The organism is Gordonia alkaliphila (assembly GCF_023017165.1).
GTDB lineage: Bacteria > Actinomycetota > Actinomycetes > Mycobacteriales > Mycobacteriaceae > Gordonia > Gordonia alkaliphila.
Genome location: NZ_JALKBW010000002.1, coordinates 164,355 through 181,479, shown reverse-complemented (window position 1 = coordinate 181,479; position 17,125 = coordinate 164,355). Strand labels below are relative to the sequence as shown.

At 62.9% G+C, this 17,125-nt stretch carries 18 protein-coding genes; 6 read left to right on the top strand and 12 right to left on the bottom strand.

Annotated elements, in window-relative coordinates; translation table 11 throughout:
* The first annotated feature begins 54 nt into the window (after positions 1-54).
* Entirely contained in the window at positions 55-558 is a 504-nt protein-coding gene (locus MUG78_RS17770; protein ID WP_246997608.1) for a hypothetical protein, read from the top strand.
* A gap of 18 nt (positions 559-576) precedes the next feature.
* Positions 577-855 (top strand): hypothetical protein, encoded by a 279-nt coding sequence (locus tag MUG78_RS17765; RefSeq protein WP_246997606.1) that lies wholly within the window; start codon positions 577-579, stop codon positions 853-855.
* Between the two features lie 91 nt (positions 856-946).
* Here MUG78_RS17765 and MUG78_RS17760 read toward each other — a convergent pair whose 3' ends face one another.
* From MUG78_RS17760 to MUG78_RS17710, 11 genes are all read right to left on the bottom strand, one after another.
* Positions 947-1,177, bottom strand: a complete 231-nt coding sequence (locus MUG78_RS17760; RefSeq protein ID WP_246997604.1) for a hypothetical protein — start codon at positions 1,175-1,177, stop codon at positions 947-949.
* A 65-nt stretch (positions 1,178-1,242) separates the two neighbouring features.
* A complete protein-coding gene (locus tag MUG78_RS17755; RefSeq protein WP_246997602.1) occupies positions 1,243-1,524 on the bottom strand; it encodes a hypothetical protein in 282 nt (93 codons plus the stop codon).
* A 60-nt stretch (positions 1,525-1,584) separates the two neighbouring features.
* On the bottom strand, positions 1,585-1,824 hold the full coding sequence (locus MUG78_RS17750) for a hypothetical protein (RefSeq protein WP_246997600.1): 240 nt from the start codon (positions 1,822-1,824) through the stop codon (positions 1,585-1,587).
* A 129-nt stretch (positions 1,825-1,953) separates the two neighbouring features.
* Positions 1,954-2,190, bottom strand: a complete 237-nt coding sequence (locus MUG78_RS17745; protein ID WP_246997598.1) for a hypothetical protein — start codon at positions 2,188-2,190, stop codon at positions 1,954-1,956.
* A 150-nt stretch (positions 2,191-2,340) separates the two neighbouring features.
* Positions 2,341-2,706: a hypothetical protein gene (locus MUG78_RS17740; RefSeq protein WP_246997596.1), complete on the bottom strand. Its 366-nt coding sequence runs from the start codon at positions 2,704-2,706 to the stop codon at positions 2,341-2,343.
* Between the two features lie 9 nt (positions 2,707-2,715).
* The gene (locus tag MUG78_RS17735; RefSeq protein ID WP_246997594.1) at positions 2,716-2,985 is read right to left on the bottom strand and encodes a hypothetical protein; all 270 of its coding nucleotides are present in this window, start codon (positions 2,983-2,985) and stop codon (positions 2,716-2,718) included.
* Positions 2,986-3,002: 17 nt separating this feature from the next.
* Positions 3,003-3,161, bottom strand: a complete 159-nt coding sequence (locus MUG78_RS17730; RefSeq protein WP_246997592.1) for a hypothetical protein — start codon at positions 3,159-3,161, stop codon at positions 3,003-3,005.
* A gap of 66 nt (positions 3,162-3,227) precedes the next feature.
* The gene (locus tag MUG78_RS17725; RefSeq protein WP_246997590.1) at positions 3,228-3,968 is read right to left on the bottom strand and encodes a cutinase family protein; all 741 of its coding nucleotides are present in this window, start codon (positions 3,966-3,968) and stop codon (positions 3,228-3,230) included.
* Positions 3,969-3,990: 22 nt separating this feature from the next.
* Positions 3,991-4,233, bottom strand: coding sequence for a hypothetical protein (locus MUG78_RS17720; protein WP_246997588.1), 243 nt, complete (start codon positions 4,231-4,233; stop codon positions 3,991-3,993).
* Between the two features lie 157 nt (positions 4,234-4,390).
* Positions 4,391-4,798, bottom strand: coding sequence for a hypothetical protein (locus MUG78_RS17715; RefSeq protein ID WP_246997586.1), 408 nt, complete (start codon positions 4,796-4,798; stop codon positions 4,391-4,393).
* A 1,278-nt stretch (positions 4,799-6,076) separates the two neighbouring features.
* Positions 6,077-7,390, bottom strand: coding sequence for an ISL3 family transposase (locus MUG78_RS17710; RefSeq protein ID WP_246997584.1), 1,314 nt, complete (start codon positions 7,388-7,390; stop codon positions 6,077-6,079).
* A gap of 184 nt (positions 7,391-7,574) precedes the next feature.
* Here MUG78_RS17710 and MUG78_RS17705 point away from each other — a divergent pair, with 184 nt between their 5' ends.
* The 3 genes from MUG78_RS17705 to MUG78_RS17695 all read left to right on the top strand — a co-directional run bounded on the left by MUG78_RS17705 (position 7,575) and on the right by MUG78_RS17695 (position 12,847).
* Positions 7,575-8,021: a hypothetical protein gene (locus MUG78_RS17705; protein WP_246997582.1), complete on the top strand. Its 447-nt coding sequence runs from the start codon at positions 7,575-7,577 to the stop codon at positions 8,019-8,021.
* 90 nt (positions 8,022-8,111) lie between these two features.
* A complete protein-coding gene (locus tag MUG78_RS17700) occupies positions 8,112-10,325 on the top strand; it encodes a site-specific DNA-methyltransferase (RefSeq protein ID WP_246997580.1) in 2,214 nt (737 codons plus the stop codon).
* Positions 10,322-12,847: a DEAD/DEAH box helicase family protein gene (locus MUG78_RS17695; RefSeq protein WP_246997578.1), complete on the top strand. Its 2,526-nt coding sequence runs from the start codon at positions 10,322-10,324 to the stop codon at positions 12,845-12,847. The genes MUG78_RS17700 and MUG78_RS17695 overlap by 4 nt, the downstream gene beginning before the upstream one ends.
* Positions 12,848-13,643: 796 nt before the next feature.
* On the opposite strand, the gene MUG78_RS17690 is transcribed toward MUG78_RS17695, so the two are convergent.
* Positions 13,644-14,663 (bottom strand): IS30 family transposase, encoded by a 1,020-nt coding sequence (locus MUG78_RS17690; RefSeq protein ID WP_246996860.1) that lies wholly within the window; start codon positions 14,661-14,663, stop codon positions 13,644-13,646.
* Between the two features lie 526 nt (positions 14,664-15,189).
* On the opposite strand from MUG78_RS17690, the gene MUG78_RS17685 reads away from it, so the two are divergent.
* A complete protein-coding gene (locus MUG78_RS17685) occupies positions 15,190-16,503 on the top strand; it encodes an ISL3 family transposase (protein ID WP_246997576.1) in 1,314 nt (437 codons plus the stop codon).
* The last annotated feature ends 622 nt before the right edge of the window (positions 16,504-17,125 follow it).

Genomic DNA, 17,125 nt, shown 5'->3' with positions numbered 1-17,125 from the left:
TCCCGAAGCAGCTGTTCCTCTCCACCTACAGCCAACCGAAACGAGAACCCTGAGATGACCGACCCCCGATTCACGGCCCTCATCCGCAGCAGTGACGTCGCCGCGCAAGAGGCGCGGGCCGCGGATCCACGGAGCCATCCCGACACCGCCACCATCGCGCACACGGCAAGGATCACGATCGATAGACTGCGCCGAAGTGCGGTGGCGGGGCTCGACGATTTCATTGCGGCCACCGGCTGGGACCCGAGCTGCCCGATGGTGCCCGTCACCGGCGATACGCAGTTGGGAGTGTTGCTGCAGCGGGCGCAGAGTGGCTTCAATGGCAGCGGCCAGAACGTGGCCATCGTCCCGGTTGCACTCGCACTCGGCGGCGAAATCTCGATCCATGTCTTCGCGCTGGCTCAGCATTCGGCGCAGCCAGGTGCGTTCGACGTCGGCGAGGCGGACCTTTTTCCCGAGGCAGCCACGCTCGCTGAGGTCACTGCTTCGCTTTCGGGCCCCGGAGTCCTCATCATCGATGACCTCGACGCCGACGAAGCCGCACTCATCAGCTACTGACTCTCAAGGAGCGCCACTGTGTCCAACCCCGTTCCCGTCGCTGACGAGCCTGATTCGACTGCGGTCACCTACCGCGAACTTCTCCAGCACTCGACTTCTGCAAGCGAGGCCTTTGTCGACGTCCAGACTCCTCCCGGCCACTTCGGGGTCGTCGTCAAGAATGTCGGCGGCGTGCAAACGTACTGGTTCAAAGGCACACTCGGGGATCCTGCTGCGCGAACAGTGGCCCGCACGCAGCACGGCGTCGGCCACTACATTGGCGGCGGCGTTCTTGGCGGCACGCCTGCGGCACACTGACCGCCTCCTGGCACGTAGAGCACTGGCAGGATCGAGACTCACCGCGAGCGGAGATCCAGGCGGCCGTCGATTGTGCCGCCTGCGAACGCCGTTAGACCATGAGGGCTACCGTGCATCCGGGCGTGGACGACACCGCCGACCAGGTGCCGATCTTGAGGATGTCGTCCCCACGCAAGGCAACCCAGCTGTTGCCCGCCGCCACGGCCGCGGCCTTCCGGTCTTCGTATTCTTGCTCGCTCATTCCGTCGGGCGGAACGTTGTCCAGAATCGGAGTACCTTCATTGTCGTACTCAACAATCTCTGAAACAATTATCGTTGCCATCGGGATTCTCCCAATTTCGCTCAATACCCTCTGTGGCCACTTCTCTTGTGACGCCAGCTACTATCTCACCCCGTAACGATCCGGTACTGAGAGTTCTGGCCGTAGTGGTCATGGAAGGCTTTGCGCACGATCTCAATTTCGCCGCCCGTGCGGGGACACGCCGGTCCGAGCGATCTGAATATTGCGATGATGGCGTGTTCCGTCAAGTCCACCGAGTAGGGACCCGAATCCGATACAGATCGAGCTTCTGCGGCGATCTTTGCCGCCACCTTTTCCTGATTCTCGGCAATTTCAAACCAACCGCGCACATCCGTATCGAACGGATCATAGTGGATCATTTCAGCCATACCCTATTCTTCCTTCTTGGTATTCCTTGTGACACCCAACGAATGTCAACACCTCGGACTTTATAGTCCAGACTTCGAATTGACTTCGTCGATGTACTCGCCGATGTAGTCGAGATTATGGTCGCCAGCCCCAATGCGCGCACTATAGACAGAGCCGTCATTGACGTACACCCGCAGGACCCGATCTGCTGGAAGATTTCGGGTATCGATGTCGATAATGAGAGCGCCGTCTTCTGCGCCTGTGGTCGCGAAGATCTGCACGGCTGCGCCGCCGTCACCTACAGTCACCGTTTCGCTCACTATTCGCTTCCCTTCCTTTTACCTAACGCACTGTCTGTAAGGCTCTGGTCTGCACCGTTGAACGGATTCCGAGAGCTGACCGCGAGCGGTTCTACCGGCAGTTGGACACCCCCGGTGATTGCGGTTCTTTCAGTTCGCCCGGCCAGGCGGCTCGGCCATCGCGGAGGCGATGATCTCGCGTGCCTGCTCCGGGGTGAGTCCGAGTTCTGCGTTTGCCTGGTCCGCGTATGCCTTTGCCGCGGCCAAGGAGGCCCATCCGGGACTGACGTTGACGTATCCCGCGACGCCGCGTTCGGAGGCAACGACGGTGAATGTGCCGTCGGGCTGCTGCATTGCCTCGTCGACGTACAGTGCTCGATTCCCCATGGTCAGACTCCCTCAGTTGGTGCTGCACGTCGTGTGCGGCGATCGTCCCGAGCCTGGCACATCGGCCCGACAGCCGGACCATCCCCAGTCGGGGCACGGAACTGGCGAAACGCCCCGTCGCGTCCCGAAGTCGTGACCGCCGGAGTGCGGTCACGACTCGTAGTGGTCATCGGCGACCAGTGTCCAGCCGAACGACAGCTCGTAATACCCAGCCGGGTGTCGCGGCACCTTGGTCGCGGCGACCGGTTGGTCGTTGTCGCCGACGGGGCGTGCGTACTCGAAGAGTGTGATCTCTCCGTCGGCCGCCACCTCCGCCTTCGCGCAGTAGTCACCGTCGTCTTCCTCGGCGAGCGCATTGAATCTGGCCAGGGTCGCCAAGAGCGTCGCTTCGTCGACGAGCGGAACCACAAATCCGTTCCAGTCCCCGGCACGTTCATGCGCCGCGAAGGTGTGCGCAGGCACTCCGTAGTCTTGATCAAAAAAGTATCGGAACATCACGTTCCCTTCCCCTGACATCGAGCGCGGCTACTGCGCCCAGCGGTCGACTTTGACCAGTTCCCTGACATCCATCTCTTCGTCGAAGTCGTCGAACAGGTCTTCGTCGTGCTTGTACACCCCGCGCAAGTCGAACTCGGAGCCGTCATAGTCAGCGTCGTCGTACTGCGAGTTGAATCCCTCAGCACATAAGGTGCGCGCTTCGGATTCCGTCGCCGCCACAATCGTGCGGCTCTCGTGATCGTCGCCCTCCAAGTGGAAGACCAACTCAGTGTCCACGTCGCCGTCGGCCTGGTTCATCGGAGTCTTCACCTTCCCTAGTCGCTCGCGGCGGGCACTCCGCCGAGCTCGATCGACGGCCCGGTCTCACGGCCGGCGGCGTCGAGCGCGTACAGCGCCAGTCCGCCGTCATCGATCGCGATGTGCGGGTCAGTAATCGTGTTGAGCCAGCGGCGCAGTTCATCGGTGGTGATCATGGCGCCGAAGCTAACAGTCGGCCCCGACAGGGTCCAGATCGGCGCTTCCCCGCGCTCGCGTCGCAATCACAGCCGGGTAGCGGTGAAGGCGGCAGCGGCAGCGGTCATACCGTTCACCGCATACAGTCCGTGGACCGGCTTGGGCCGTTGGATCCCAGCCCCATCGCAGATCGGGTCCCCGGGGATGCAGTAGTCGCGAACCTTCGTTCGGTACAGGCGCCCGACCCGCATCGGTGGAACGTGCGCATCGCGGAACCATCGGTCGGAGGGCTGACCGAAGACCACCACACTCGCCACGTGCGACGCCACACGCGACGGCAATGGGGCCGGAACTTCACGCACCATCGCCGGCACCTGGGCCAGCTGATCGCTCACCGCGTAGGTGACCACTACCGCTCCCTGCGAATAGCCGCCCACCACAATGCGTGCCTGCGGGCACCGAACGGTGAGCGTCTTGATCTGCCGCTGGGCGTTCCGCACGCCCGCGGCAACGGTCCGCAGGAACACCACTCCTTCTTGGAAGTCACCGCTGGCGGCGTACCTGACCGGCGAGACACGTACGTCCTTGCCTGCGAACCGCAGTTGCAGGCTCCGATGCAGTGCCTGCCCTGTGAGTCCGATCGGCGCACCCACTTCGTTCGTCCCCCTGGCGAACAACAGCTGCACATCAGCGCATGACACCGCATGTGCGACGCCTACACCAGAGGGCAACAGTTGTCCGACCGCGGCAGCCGCCACAATGAGCCCCGCTACAACGGCCTTGCCCACGCGCACGCCTTTCGGCGTGCCGCCCAGCCGGCCCGCCACGGCCCCCTCCTTCGACGAGGCGTCAGTAACCGAAGGCACGGAGCGCCTCTTCCCAGCTGTCAAAGGTTCCGTCGGTGTCCCACTCCGGGTTGGGGCCGAAGTCGCTCGACTCGTAGTGCCACTTGCCGTCGGCGCCGGAGCTGACAGCCACGACGACTCCCTCTTCGGACCAGACCCGAACCTCCGTGGCGTCGAGCTCACGGTAGGGCTCGGACGAGATGTCCTGATCGTCCGCGCAGAACTGAATATGAGTGATGTCGCTCATCTGGCCCTCTTCCCTTCTTCCTGTCACTGCGACTTGTCGGCGTAGCCTATATGTCGCCCCGGACAGGACCTCACCTGTCACACGGATGGTGCTCACTCCCACTATTTCTGCACCACATTTTGGTAGCGCCCGACGCTCCCGCTCGCTGCAGATTCACCTAGACGCGGTTGAATACGTTGGCAATTTCCAGGGGAGGGCCCTGCCCGAGTGCGAGTGCTGCGCCCGCCAGACGTCCCCCAACGTCGGTCAATCCTCGGTCCCAGAATCCTGGCCCGTGCCCACTGCGCGTCAGTAGCAGGTCATAGCCGATCATCGACCACCCTTCTCTCCCATCAGAAAAGGCGTCGACGTATTCCCGTACATCACTTTCATTCTCGTTGATGAAGGCAGCAACGACTTCGCGCCACGCCTCCATGTAGCTTGCGTGTACGTCGGTGACGACGTAGGTGCGGTCCAGAAACGGTCCGTCACCGGACCCCTGATCGTGATCCGCATGTGTGTCATCGAGGTACGTAAGTAGAAGGGCTTGGACATACCCTTCCGTCGCGACATCCAGCTCGGTCATTGTTACGGCCACAGAGCTCCCTCTCTCTTCATCTATTTCACCACGCACTTAACTGAGGCGCCTCGGAGAGATCGCGTTAATCGGACCCTACGTCAACGACGAGGCCGTAACCGAGTGCACACTGGAGGATGTCGGATACGATCGGATCGTACGCCCTTTCGCGTGTTTTGCAGAAGCAGCGACCCCCGCGGATACCGAGATGGAATGTCTCGCAGCTCTCTTCTCTCTCGACATCACCGTTAAGCATGATCTCTTCACGGCTAATCAACGGTTCGCCGTCCCCCAGAGGGCCCCGAACACTGATTCCCCTATCTCCCGCCGCCCCGATGATCCTCTCGACCTCACCGAGGAATTCTGCGGTCAGAGGTTTTTCTGTCCTCGTCCAGTACCGAGTAAATCCCATTGCCAGTCCTCTCTCTCGCGGTAGTAGTTCGTGACGAAGCATTTTGCCGCGTCGTGAGGACTCACGCATATGAGCCCAATGGATGGTGGACATCTTCGCAGTTGCCGGGGCCCTCCCGGATCCGCCAGTTCACCGTCTGGTGGAGGAGATACCGGCCCCGATCGCGCCCGGATCGGCGACCTGCGCCGGGCGTAGGCGACAGGTGAAACACTGCAGTCATGATCATGGGGAGAAGACAGCGAGTGCAGTGCCAAAGCACTCACCACGACCTGGATGGGCGGACTTGGATCTGCTCCAAGGAGGCCGGCCACCCCGATTCGCACAGTGCGTACCGGCTCATCTGGGACGACGACACGGGCGGCCCCCGCGTCTAGCTGTGACGCCCTAGTTGAGTTCCCAGTCGTCGCAGTCGCCGTTGGCGACGCTTGCTGCGACGTGTGTGGGTGTTCCTCCTGCACAGAGGCGTGCCTGTGCGTCGACGACGTTTGCTTGACGTGCGGGTGTGGCGTGGAGAGCTGCGCTACCTGCGGCTGTCCGTGCGAGGGCTGTGACTGTGAGAACGGGGCGTGCCCCGACTGCGCGTGCGCCGACACGCGCCCCGTCGGCCCCTAATACGGTCACGCGCTCGACAGCATGGGGCAGGGGGTCGGATGAACTCACGTTGAGGGCTGCGACCGGGGTCCCTTCCTCCGGCCGCCCCACCTGCGGAGACATTGGGGCTGTCGGCACACTGTGGAACCATGAACTACGGCACGGGCCAGTTCCGTGCCACCCGACGATCAGAGAGACGCGCCTGTGAGCATTCCACGCACCTATAACGATCTTCCCGCTGAGACCAAGGAGCGCTACGCGGCAGTTCACTGGCTCTTCGTATTTCAGAGTGCGTTGACCCTTTCGGCGAGCTGACCGGAATGCAGTAGGGACCGCAAGATGTAGTGGTCGAGGTTGCGGAAGCCCTGGGCGATTCCGCGGAGGTGTTCGAGGCGTCCGTTGATGGCTTCGACGGGTCCGTTGGAGACGCCGGTGTCGAAGTAGGCGAGGATGTCGGCGCGCCTGTTCCATAGGCTTCGTCCGAGTTGAGCGAGCTCGGTCAGGCCGGCGGGTAGTCCGGTGCGGATCCGTCGCAGGATCTTGTACATGAGTTTCTTGCCCTCGCGGCGGTGTCGGTGTTCGTAGGCGGCGATGAGTTGCTGATACACCTGATGGGTGATCTCCACGGCGGCGTGTGCGTCGTGGCTGGTCAACGACTCGAATAGGCGGATCTTCTGTTTGTCGGTGAGGAGTTCGGTGCGGGTGTGCAGGATCCGGCGGATCTTGTAGAGCGGGTCGTCTTTGCGGCCGCGGTGCCCACACACCTGCTGCTGGACCCGTTGCCGGCACTGGTCGAGTTTGCTCGCGGCCAGGTGTACGACGTGGAACGGATCCATCACCACCCGAGCGGTGGGGAGTTCTTCGGTGGTGGCGCTCTTGTAGCCGGTGAATCCGTCCATCGCCACGACCTTGATCCGATCCCGGAACCGTTGGTCTCGCGCCTGCATCCACTGCTTGAGGACCTGTTTGGATCGTCCGCCGATCATGTCGAGCAGCCGTGCCGGACCTGTCCCGTCGATGACCGGAGTCAGGTCGATCAGGACCGTGACGAAACTCGGTTCCCCTTGTCCGCGAACATGTTTCCACTTGTGCTCGTCCGCACCGAGGCAGCGGACCCCGTCGAGGTGGTCGCCGTCGTAGACCAAGGCGCGAGCGGCGTCTGTAGCGATCTGGTTGACCGTGTTCCACGAGATCGCGAGGTTCGCGGCCACGGCGGCCACGCTCATCTTGTCGACCACGATGCGCTGCAAAATCCAGCGTTCGGTCCTGGTCGTGACCACTGCTCGCGGTCGGGCGATGTGGTCGATCCTCGCGCGGAAGACCGACCTGGAGCAGTCGCTGGTGTGGCAGACGAACCGCGGAACCGCCACGTGCAGGAGGACTGGATAGCCGGCGGCGGGCGTGTCGGTCAGGACCCGTACGACCCGATCGCGTGGTTGACCTGCCATATTGCAGTCCGGGCAGCGTCGATCGGGGTCGAGGACCTCGCAGAAAATGTGGGTCCGGTCATCGGCGCCGACGGCCGCACCGGTGATCGTCACGCCCAACTCGACGGTTCGGCAGATCGTGTCGGCAACATCGGAAGTAAGCTCAGCCATGGGTCCTGTGGTGTGCGTCGGGGTTGTTGAGGAACTTCCATGATCACACCCCAGGGCCCACCTACATCTTGTGGTCGCCCGCGCTCGTCCCGAACCTCACCTACGCACTCTTAGATCCGAAGAGCCGGAAATCCGCCCCTATGGGCGCGCGGTCACCAGGATCGCAGGAGCCTAGTTTCCCGGTATGAAGATGAATCCGAAACCCGCACTCGCCCTGTCCGCCCTGTCCGCCCTATCTGCTGTCCTGGTCCTTACCGGCTGCGGATCAGGGGTAGACGATTCCGCCCCGCACTCACCGCTCACCAGTACGACGACCGAATCACCGGTCACGTCCGATCACACCACGGCCACCCCGCCAGCCAAGGAATCCGAAGCGAAGGAAACCGAGGGGCCGGTGGCACCCGAAGAAGCGGCCCCCGAGGAACCGGTCTACACCGAGCCGCTGCCCGAAGCGGCACAGCCAGAACTTCCCGAGGGCTGTCATTGGGTCGCCAACAGTGTGACCGGTGAGTTGATGGAACAGTGTCCCTGGACCCCGAAGGGCGACATCGGTTACAACTCGCCCGAGGAACTGAGCGAGGCGAACCAGCGTGGTGCCTGCGATGCCATCGGCCAGCCCTACCCCTGCTGACCTCCGACCGACCAACCGGCGTGGGCACCGACCGCGCTCACACCCGCTCCACTACTGTTCAACCGGAACCCAAGAGACAGGACGATTCTCGTGGCAGGCACGCGACACTCAGGCGCACTCGAACTCACCTGGACCGACAAGGACAAGGCGCTCCTATCGGTCGGGGACGGCAAGTACGACTACACGTTCGTGGACCCCGGCGATTACCGGGTGGCCGAAGTGCGGCTGCTGGATGAGATGGGCGCGTACGAGGCCGACATCCCCGAGGAGCGCCCCGACGACCTCCCGGCTCCCACCACGGACAACCTGCTCATCACCGGGGACTCGATGCACGTCCTGGACTCGCTGGCGAAGATTCCCGAGTACGCCGATGAGTATCTCGGCAAGGTGAGGTGCGTCTATATCGACCCGCCGTTCAATACGGGACAGACGTTCGACAACTACGACGACAACATCGACCATTCGATCTGGCTGACCATGCTCCGGGACCGCCTCGACCAGATCATGCCGCTGCTGGCCGAGGATGGCTCGGTCTGGGTTCACCTTGACCATGTGGAGGTTCACCGCTGCCGGATGGTGATGGACGAGGTGCTGGGGATTGACAACTTCGTCGCTGAGGTTGCATGGCAGAAATCTGATGCGAGCCGTAGTAACAATCAGGGCGTCTCGATTGCTCATGACGTATTGCTTGTATACCGAAAGTCTGCAAACTGGCGGCCAAACCGAATGGATCGAGCGGCGGCGCTTGACACGAAGTACACGTCACCTGACGGTGATCTGGACCGATGGTTTGACAATAATCCAACAGTCCGGGGTGACCGCAAGCACCACGACTACATTCATGCCATTCAACACCCGATAACTGGCCGTCTCATCTATCCCACAAAGAGCCGACACTGGGCGAAGTCCCAGGACTGGATTCTCGCGCAGATGTCAGAGTACGCGCCCTACGAGTTGCGGGATATCAACGACGCTGACGCTCGCGCAGAGGTGTGCGGAGTCGGGGTCGATCAAATCCGTGAGGCTGTCACCGCCGTCATGCTTGCCGTGCCGCTAGATGAAGCCGCTCAACAGGCTCGGGAGCGATATGCCGCTGGGAATTGGCCCGATATCGTGTTGCGGTCCGGTGGTGAGGGTGGAATAGGGTTCAAACTCCGTATCCCTACGGGAGGATCGGTTCCGACGAGTTGGTGGCAGTTCAGCGAGGTTGGATCGAACCGTACGGCGAAGTCGGAAATCAAAGCGCTGTTTCCTGGCGATCATGCTTTCGACACTCCCAAGCCCGAGCGCCTGCTGCAACGAATCATCCATATCGCCACGAACCCCGGCGACATCGTGCTCGACTGCTTCGCGGGGTCTGGCACCACCGCTGCCGTGGCGCAGAAGATGGGCCGTCGCTGGGTCACCTCCGAACTGCTCCCCGAGACCGTCGCACGCTACACACTGCCCAGGCTCCGCAAGGTCATCGACGGTGACGATCCGGGCGGGATCACCACCACGACCACCCGAATCGCCGCCGAGGGAGTGGAGTTGCCGGACGGGGTGGAACCTGAGCCGGCTCAGGAGTTTCTCAGTGTTCTCGGCAAGTTCGCCAAGGAGGTCGAGATCCCCCTCGACCTGTTCAAGAAGACTGCCGCTGCGATCCGCGCCCAAGGCAAGTCCGCCACCCCGGCCCTGGACCCCGAGGAGCAGAAGACTCTGCTGCGGCTGCTGGGCAAGGTCGGAAAGGCTACGACTGCGGACTCAGACGACGAGGACTCCGGCACCATCGACCTCATGCCCGAGGCCGCTCGCGCACTCCGCAAGGCTGCCAAGACCCGCGACGAGACGGTGACCAACTGGCACGGTGGCGGGGGATTCCGGCACCTGGTCGTCCGCGAGTCCATGTTCACCGAGGAGCAAGGCCGCGTGTTCCTGGCGGACTGGGCGGTGAATGGGGAACTGGCCGAAGCGATGTGTGCTCAGTTGGGGGTGCGGTATGCCCCCGAGGGAATCTTCGCCGCCGCCCAGGGCAAGACCCGGTACGTCGTCATCGACGGTCTGGTGCGCGCCTCGACCATCGCCTCGATCACCGATCTGCTGCCCGAGGATGCGGTGGTCTCGGTCTGGGCCACACAGGTCGATCCCGAGGCCGCAGACGCGCTCAGGACGGCCCGGAAGGGTTCGACCCTCCACACCATCCCGGCCTCGGTTCTGGACCGCTACAGGCGCTCTCAGGCCACCCGTTCCCCGTTCCGGCGTGACGTGGCCCAGACCTCCGCGCCCGACACCACCACGGCTCCCGCCGAAGGAGAGACCCGATGACCGAGATGACTTACCCGAGCCTGGCCGACCTCGATCTGGTCGCAGAAATCAGCGCACGCCTGGACTTGCGAGAGCCGAACCGGCAAGCCCTGGAATCGGTGGCCCTGGCGACCTCCCAGCACTTCGACGTAGACCATGAGCCGCCGCCGTTCGAGTGCGTCGTGGACTCGGCTACCGGTGTGGGCAAGACCTACGTGATGGCTGGGCTGATCGAGTATTTCTCGCAGATCGAGACCCCGGTGCGGAACTTCCTGATCCTGGCACCGGGCCGGACCATCCGCCACAAGACGATCCAGAACTTCACCCCCGGCCACCGCAAGTCCCTGACCGGCTCGATGGTCTCGCGGCCCTATCTGGTCACAGCCGACAACTTCAAGTCCCCGGCCACGGTCGCGGCGATGGCCGACACCACCAAGACCAAACTGTTCGTCTTCTCCGTCCAGGCGCTCACCTCCAAGTCCGGCGAGGGACGCGCAACCCACGAGTTCCAGGAGACCCTCGGCGGATCGCTCTACAAGTGGTTGAAGAACCTCGAAGACCTGGTGATCCTGGCCGATGAATCCCACTGTTACCGCAGCGCCGGGTTCGCCCGGACGATCACCGATCTGACCCCCGAGGTGGTGATCGGGATGACCGCCACCCCGCTCGACTCGGAGAAAGACCTCATCGTCTACCGCTACCCGCTGGCTGACGCGATCAGGGATCAGTACGTCAAGACTCCCGTCCTGGTGGCCCGTCACGATGACCGCAAGGACACCACGACCAAGTTGCTCGACGGGGTGACGCTGCTGCGCTGCAAGGCCGACATCGCCCGTGCCTACTGCGAAGAGAACGGTCTGCCGACCGTCAATCCCGTCATGCTGGTGATCGCTGATTCCACTGCTGCCGCCGACGAGTTCTGCGAGATCCTCGACAGCGAAGCGTTCGACAACGGCGCGTGGATCGGCAAGACCCTGGTGGTCCATTCCAACCTCTCCGGGGACGCGAAGGAAGACGCTCTGGCGAAACTGGAAGCGGTGGAAGACCCGGCCTCCCCGGTGCGGATCATCATCAGCGTCGGCATGCTCAAAGAGGGCTGGGACGTGAAGAACGTCTGGGTCATCGCCTCCATGCGTCCCTCCATCTCCTCGGTGCTGACCGAGCAGACTCTCGGACGCGGCATGCGCCTGCCGTTCGGTTCCTACACCGGGGTGCGGTTCCTCGACTCACTGGAAGTCCTGGCCCACGAGCGGTACGAGGCGATCCTGCGCAAGCGCGAATCGCTGAACGAGCAGTTCGTGGATTACGCCGTGTGGATGAGCACTCGCACCGACTCCGAGGGCAACACGGTTATCGAGAAGGAAGAGACCCCTCCGGTCACCCCGGCGATCTTCCCGTCATCGGGAGAGGGAGAGTCGGCCCCGGTGAACCCTGAGCCGGCTCAGGATTCCGGCGAGGGTGGATGCCCCGGTCCGGCCCCCGAACCGGTCTCGGTCACCTCGCTGGAAGAGGTGACTGCCGAAGCCGAGCGCCAGGCGCGCGAGGCTTCGGAGAAGAAGCCGCGCGTCTTCGAGGTGATCGCGGACCGCGAGAAGATCGTCCTGCCGTATGTCGATCAGAAACCGATCTCCCCGGAAGTCACGCTCAACCAGATCACGAACCTGGCCCCGTTCACCGAACTGGGGAGGTCCATCGGGGTCTCGGCCTCCGACGACTTGAAGCGCACGCGCCTGGAAAGCGTGCACGGAAAACTGACCGGGGTGACAGACACCGAGACGGTGCGCGCCGGTCGCGTGGACATCCCGTTGGAGACCACGCGGGAAGACCTCATCACCGCGATCCTGAACACCCCCGGCGTGCCGAGGAAGACGGCTGAACTGGGCGCGGCGCAGCGGATCGCTGACGCGGTGATCGACGGGATCGGTGACGACGCGGCGGCGTACCTGTCGGCCTACCTCGACAGCGCCAAGCAGCGCACCTCCGGTCTGGTGCGCGAGACGTTGCTCAGCGCGGGGACGCAAGGAGTGACCTACGACGACGAGGTGCTGACCGCCGCGCTCGACTCTCCGCGCACCATCACCAAGAAGGAGTACGTCACCGCCGACCGCGCCACGTTCGACCGCGCGCTGGCCTACGAGGGGTGGAAGCGTTCGCTGTACCCGGCAGCGACGTTCGACTCCTCTCCCGAGTACAAGACCGCGCGGGTGATCGACAACGCCGATGAGGTCGTCGTCTGGGCGCGTCTGCACCGCAACGATCTGCCGATTACCTGGACTCGCGAGGGCCGTACCTACAACCCGGACTTCGTGGTGATCGAAGAAGTCGAAGGTGTCCGGCGCGCGTGGCTTGTCGAAGTCAAGTCCGACAAGGACGCTCCGACCGCCGAGGTCCAGGGGAAGAAGAACGCCGCGAAGGTCTGGGCGAACATCGTGAACAGTTCCGGGAAGACTCCGAATGTCCAGTGGGGTTACCTGCTGCTGACCGAGACCGACATCCGGGAAGCGCACGAGTCCTGGCAGAAGATGAAATCGCTCGCGTCGTGAGAAGGGTGTGTGGGGGACGGGAGCCTCTCACGTAAATCCCGGCCTCTCTCGCATCACCATCACCCTGATTCGTCATCGCGGCGTTTCCCGCCCGAGAGCCTGGCATCACCGATTCCCTTACACATCCCACGCCCCACGTTCTCCGCGAATACCGGCTTCCCCGACCCGCTTCTTCCCTGATTCACCGCTCCGCGTTTTCCTGATTCCCACCCTCCGGCCACCGACGAAACCGCCTCGACCACCTCCCACTTCCACTGATTCCCGCCCTGCCACCACCCCATCTCCACAGATGTGCGACAACGTGGGATAGAAAACCTATGTTTTTCTCCCGCCGAAATGGCCGAAATCGCCTCCCCGAACTATTACCGGCCCACCCCCACCTCTCTGACCTGGGGGTATGGGAAGAGTGTGGCGACATCGTGGGAAGAAACGTCGCGGTTTTCCAAAAATCGGTCCCCGCCGCAAAGGAAAACGAATCATTGATTCTATGAAATCAGATGATGACTTTCACTCACAGGTTCGCTTCAATCCCTCATCTGATCCCACAGAACCATATCTCCTCACTTCGTTCCAAGATACCTGATCCGTTTTCAAACGTATGAGATTCACTCCGGTCGTCTCCGAGGTATCCGAGGATGTCCGGTATCTCCGGTACGCTACGCTTCCTCCGATACCGGACATCCTCGGATACCTCTCCGACTCCCTTCGTGAATCTCATACTGTTCTTTCTTTCTGCTTTCAGCAGACCCACTTTCTCTGTGATGCCAGGTAATCAGGAGAACAGGGATTGGCGGTGTCAAATCGTGGAAGCAACGTTGTCTTTGAGTAGGCGTTCGAAGGCTTCCCTCGGGGTGTAGAAGCCCAGGCATTGGCGTGGCCGCTCATTGAGCTCGCGGGCGATCGCTTCCAGGTAGAGCTGGTCGGACGGGATCTCGGTGCCCTTGGGCAGGTACTCGCGGATCAGGCCGTTGGTGTTCTCGTTGGTAGGTCGTTCCCATGGTGAGCGGGGATGAGCGAAGTAGATCGGCAGGTCGGCGGCGACGGTGACGCTGGCATGCTCAGCCATCTCAGTGCCTTGATCCCACGTCAGCCCTTTCCGCATGAACTGCGGTAGTCCCCGCAGGTGATCGATCAGCACATCGGCAACACCCGACGCTTTCTTCCCGTCTGGCAGACCCAGGATCAGCGTGTACCGGCTCGTGCGTTCCACCAGTGTTACCGCCGCGGACTGGCCGGCCTTCCCGACGATCAGATCCCCCTCCCACCAGCCCGGCACCCGCCGATCAGATGCTGTCTCGGGGCGGTCATCGATACTGACCATGCCCACGATCCGCGCTGATCGCTCACCGGCCGACTTCCTCGGTGTGCGCACGGTGCGTTTGGACTGCAGCAGGATGCCCTGAGCAGCCAACTCTCCCTTCGGGAGAGCGTAGATCCACCGATAGATCGATTCGTGTGAAATGCGGCGTCCGTGGGCGTTCGGTGATCCCGTCATGGGGTCCACTGTGGAGTCTTCGGACTCGAGTTTCAATCGGCCAGCGATCTGTCTGGGTGTCCGCGATGCGCGCAGGTCGGATCGTACTCGTTCGGCGAGTACCGAGTCGGTGTCGATCGTTCTGGTCTGTGGGCGGGCTCGTCGTGCCTTCGCTTGCTTGTCGGCGTGTATGACGCGATAGGTGCCGGCTTTGGTGGCGTTGCGTTTGATCTCTCGCGACACGATCGACTTGTCCCGGCCGATCTGCTCGGCGATCGCGGTGACCGTCATCCCCGCCCGTCTGCCGACGGCGATCTCCGTTCGATCCGCCACCGTCAGCATCATCCGTCCAAGCCCCACCCGGGTCTCCCGTCGTGCTACCTGCAACCCCTGGTGGCCTGCAGTGTTGCTACGACGCTATGACACCGCCATTCCCTGATTACCTGGCATCACAGAGAGAGTGGGTACAGAAGGGGTGCGGGGAAGGGGCGGCGCGGCGCGCGGCGGGAAGGGGCGGCGGCGCGATTCGGTGATGAGGCCAGAACCCGTACGACTTCTGTGGTGGACAGGTCGGCGGTCCGCGTGAAGGACTGGGCCAGTCTTCTCTCCATGCCAGCGGCCTCGGCCCTCTGTGTGCGAGAATACGAACAGGTGTGCGAGATCATCACCGCACACCGCACCTCCGTCTCGGAGTTCGTGATGGATCGTCATGGTGTTCCTCCTCGTCCGTATCGAGTTATAGAGGCTCTTCGGATCTAAGAGTGCGTAGGTGAGGTTCGGGACGAGCGCGGGCGACCACAAGATGTAGGCGGGCCCTGGGTGTGATCATGGAAGTTCCTCAACAACCCCGACGCACACCACAGGACCCATGGCTGAGCTTACTTCCGATGTTGCCGACACGATCTGCCGAACCGTCGAGTTGGGCGTGACGATCACCGGTGCGGCCGTCGGCGCCGATGACCGGACCCACATTTTCTGCGAGGTCCTCGACCCCGATCGACGCTGCCCGGACTGCAATATGGCAGGTCAACCACGCGATCGGGTCGTACGGGTCCTGACCGACACGCCCGCCGCCGGCCATCCAGTCCTCCTGCACGTGGCGGTTCCGCGGTTCGTCTGCCACACCAGCGACTGCTCCAGGTCGGTCTTCCGCGCGAGGATCGACCACATCGCCCGACCGCGAGCAGTGGTCACGACCAGGACCGAACGCTGGATTTTGCAGCGCATCGTGGTCGACAAGATGAGCGTGGCCGCCGTGGCCGCGAACCTCGCGATCTCGTGGAACACGGTCAACCAGATCGCCACAGACGCCGCACGAGCACTGGTCTACGACGGCGACCACCTCGACGGGGTCCGCTGCCTCGGCGTGGACGAGCACAAGTGGAAACACGTTCGCGGACAAGGGGAACCGAGTTTCGTCACGGTCCTGATCGACCTGACTCCGGTCATCGACGGGACCGGCCCGGCACGGCTGCTCGACATGATCGGCGGACGATCCAAACAGGTCCTCAAGCAGTGGATGCAGGCGCGAGACCAGCAGTTCCGGGATCGGATCAAGGTCGTGGCGATGGACGGATTCACCGGCTACAAGAGCGCCACCACCGAAGAACTCCCCACCGCCCGAGTGGTGATGGATCCGTTCCACGTCGTACACCTGGCCGCGAGCAAACTCGACCAGTGCCGGCAACGGATCCAGCAGCAGGTGTGCGGGCACCGCGGCCGCAAAGACGACCCGCTCTACAAGATCCGCCGGATCCTGCACACCCGCACCGAACTCCTCACCGACAAGCAGAAGATCCGACTGTTCGAGTCGTTGACCAGCCACGACGCACACGCCGCCGTGGAGATCACCCATCAGGTGTATCAGCAACTCATCGCCGCCTACGAACACCGACACCGCCGCGAGGGCAAGAAACTCATGTACAAGATCCTGCGACGGATCCGCACCGGACTACCCGCCGGCCTGACCGAGCTCGCTCAACTCGGACGAAGCCTATGGAACAGGCGCGCCGACATCCTCGCCTACTTCGACACCGGCGTCTCCAACGGACCCGTCGAAGCCATCAACGGACGCCTCGAACACCTCCGCGGAATCGCACAAGGCTTCCGCAACCTCGACCACTACATCTTGCGATCACTACTGCACTCCGGCCAGCTCGCCGGACGCATCAACGCACTCTGAGATCCGAAGAGCCCCATTTCTGCGCTCGGCGGCGCAATTCCTGCCTGGATAGCACGTAGGCTACGCTGCCTAGCTGCGTAGAGGGCGACTTCTTCGGGGATCATTCGCGCGAAGATGTCCGAGAGGTCGGCACCACTATCTGACTGCGCATCGAGATCCAGAAGGACTTCACTGAGGAGCCAGAAGTCAGGGTGATCCGGTCGGTCCGAAAAATCAGTCACGGCGCCATCCTTTATGGTCAGAAAACGTTTTAGGCACTCAGGGAGTTCAAGCGGTCCGCGCCGTCGAATCCGCCACGGATTCGACGGGCGTTGGATGCCGACCGGATCGTACCCCTCCCAGCCAGCCCGGCGGTTCGTCGCTGCTCCCTGTGGACCCCGGCTTCCCCGCTGTACGGAGGCGCTCCAATCCCCCCGAGGATGACCCACCGAAAGTAGGCCCTCGGAGCCCGGACACTGGACGCGGCTCCGCGCCCCCAGGGCTCGTTGCCCGGAGAACCCCTCACGATGGTGCCGGTCCGCGCCCGCTCGGCCATCAGGTGGCGGTACCGTCAATCGTCACACCACTGCCGGCCGCGAAGTGTCGGTGTGGGCCACTAGCGTGGTGCTGCGAAACCACCGCT

Excerpts from the sequence above, each read along its gene's own strand:
- MUG78_RS17770 (WP_246997608.1), top strand. The coding sequence starts at position 55 with ATGACCGACCCCCGATTCACGGCCCTCATCCGCAGCAGTGACGTCGCC.
- MUG78_RS17760 (WP_246997604.1), bottom strand. The coding sequence starts at position 1,177 with ATGGCAACGATAATTGTTTCAGAGATTGTTGAGTACGACAATGAAGGT.
- MUG78_RS17755 (WP_246997602.1), bottom strand. The coding sequence starts at position 1,524 with ATGGCTGAAATGATCCACTATGATCCGTTCGATACGGATGTGCGCGGT.
- MUG78_RS17745 (WP_246997598.1), bottom strand. The coding sequence starts at position 2,190 with ATGGGGAATCGAGCACTGTACGTCGACGAGGCAATGCAGCAGCCCGAC.
- MUG78_RS17740 (WP_246997596.1), bottom strand. The coding sequence starts at position 2,706 with ATGTCAGGGGAAGGGAACGTGATGTTCCGATACTTTTTTGATCAAGAC.
- MUG78_RS17735 (WP_246997594.1), bottom strand. The coding sequence starts at position 2,985 with ATGAACCAGGCCGACGGCGACGTGGACACTGAGTTGGTCTTCCACTTG.
- MUG78_RS17730 (WP_246997592.1), bottom strand. The coding sequence starts at position 3,161 with ATGATCACCACCGATGAACTGCGCCGCTGGCTCAACACGATTACTGAC.
- MUG78_RS17720 (WP_246997588.1), bottom strand. The coding sequence starts at position 4,233 with ATGAGCGACATCACTCATATTCAGTTCTGCGCGGACGATCAGGACATC.
- MUG78_RS17715 (WP_246997586.1), bottom strand. The coding sequence starts at position 4,798 with ATGACCGAGCTGGATGTCGCGACGGAAGGGTATGTCCAAGCCCTTCTA.
- MUG78_RS17710 (WP_246997584.1), bottom strand. The coding sequence starts at position 7,390 with ATGGCTGAGCTTACTTCCGATGTTGCCGACACGATCTGCCGAACCGTC.
- MUG78_RS17705 (WP_246997582.1), top strand. The coding sequence starts at position 7,575 with ATGAAGATGAATCCGAAACCCGCACTCGCCCTGTCCGCCCTGTCCGCC.
- MUG78_RS17695 (WP_246997578.1), top strand. The coding sequence starts at position 10,322 with ATGACCGAGATGACTTACCCGAGCCTGGCCGACCTCGATCTGGTCGCA.
- MUG78_RS17690 (WP_246996860.1), bottom strand. The coding sequence starts at position 14,663 with ATGCTGACGGTGGCGGATCGAACGGAGATCGCCGTCGGCAGACGGGCG.
- MUG78_RS17685 (WP_246997576.1), top strand. The coding sequence starts at position 15,190 with ATGGCTGAGCTTACTTCCGATGTTGCCGACACGATCTGCCGAACCGTC.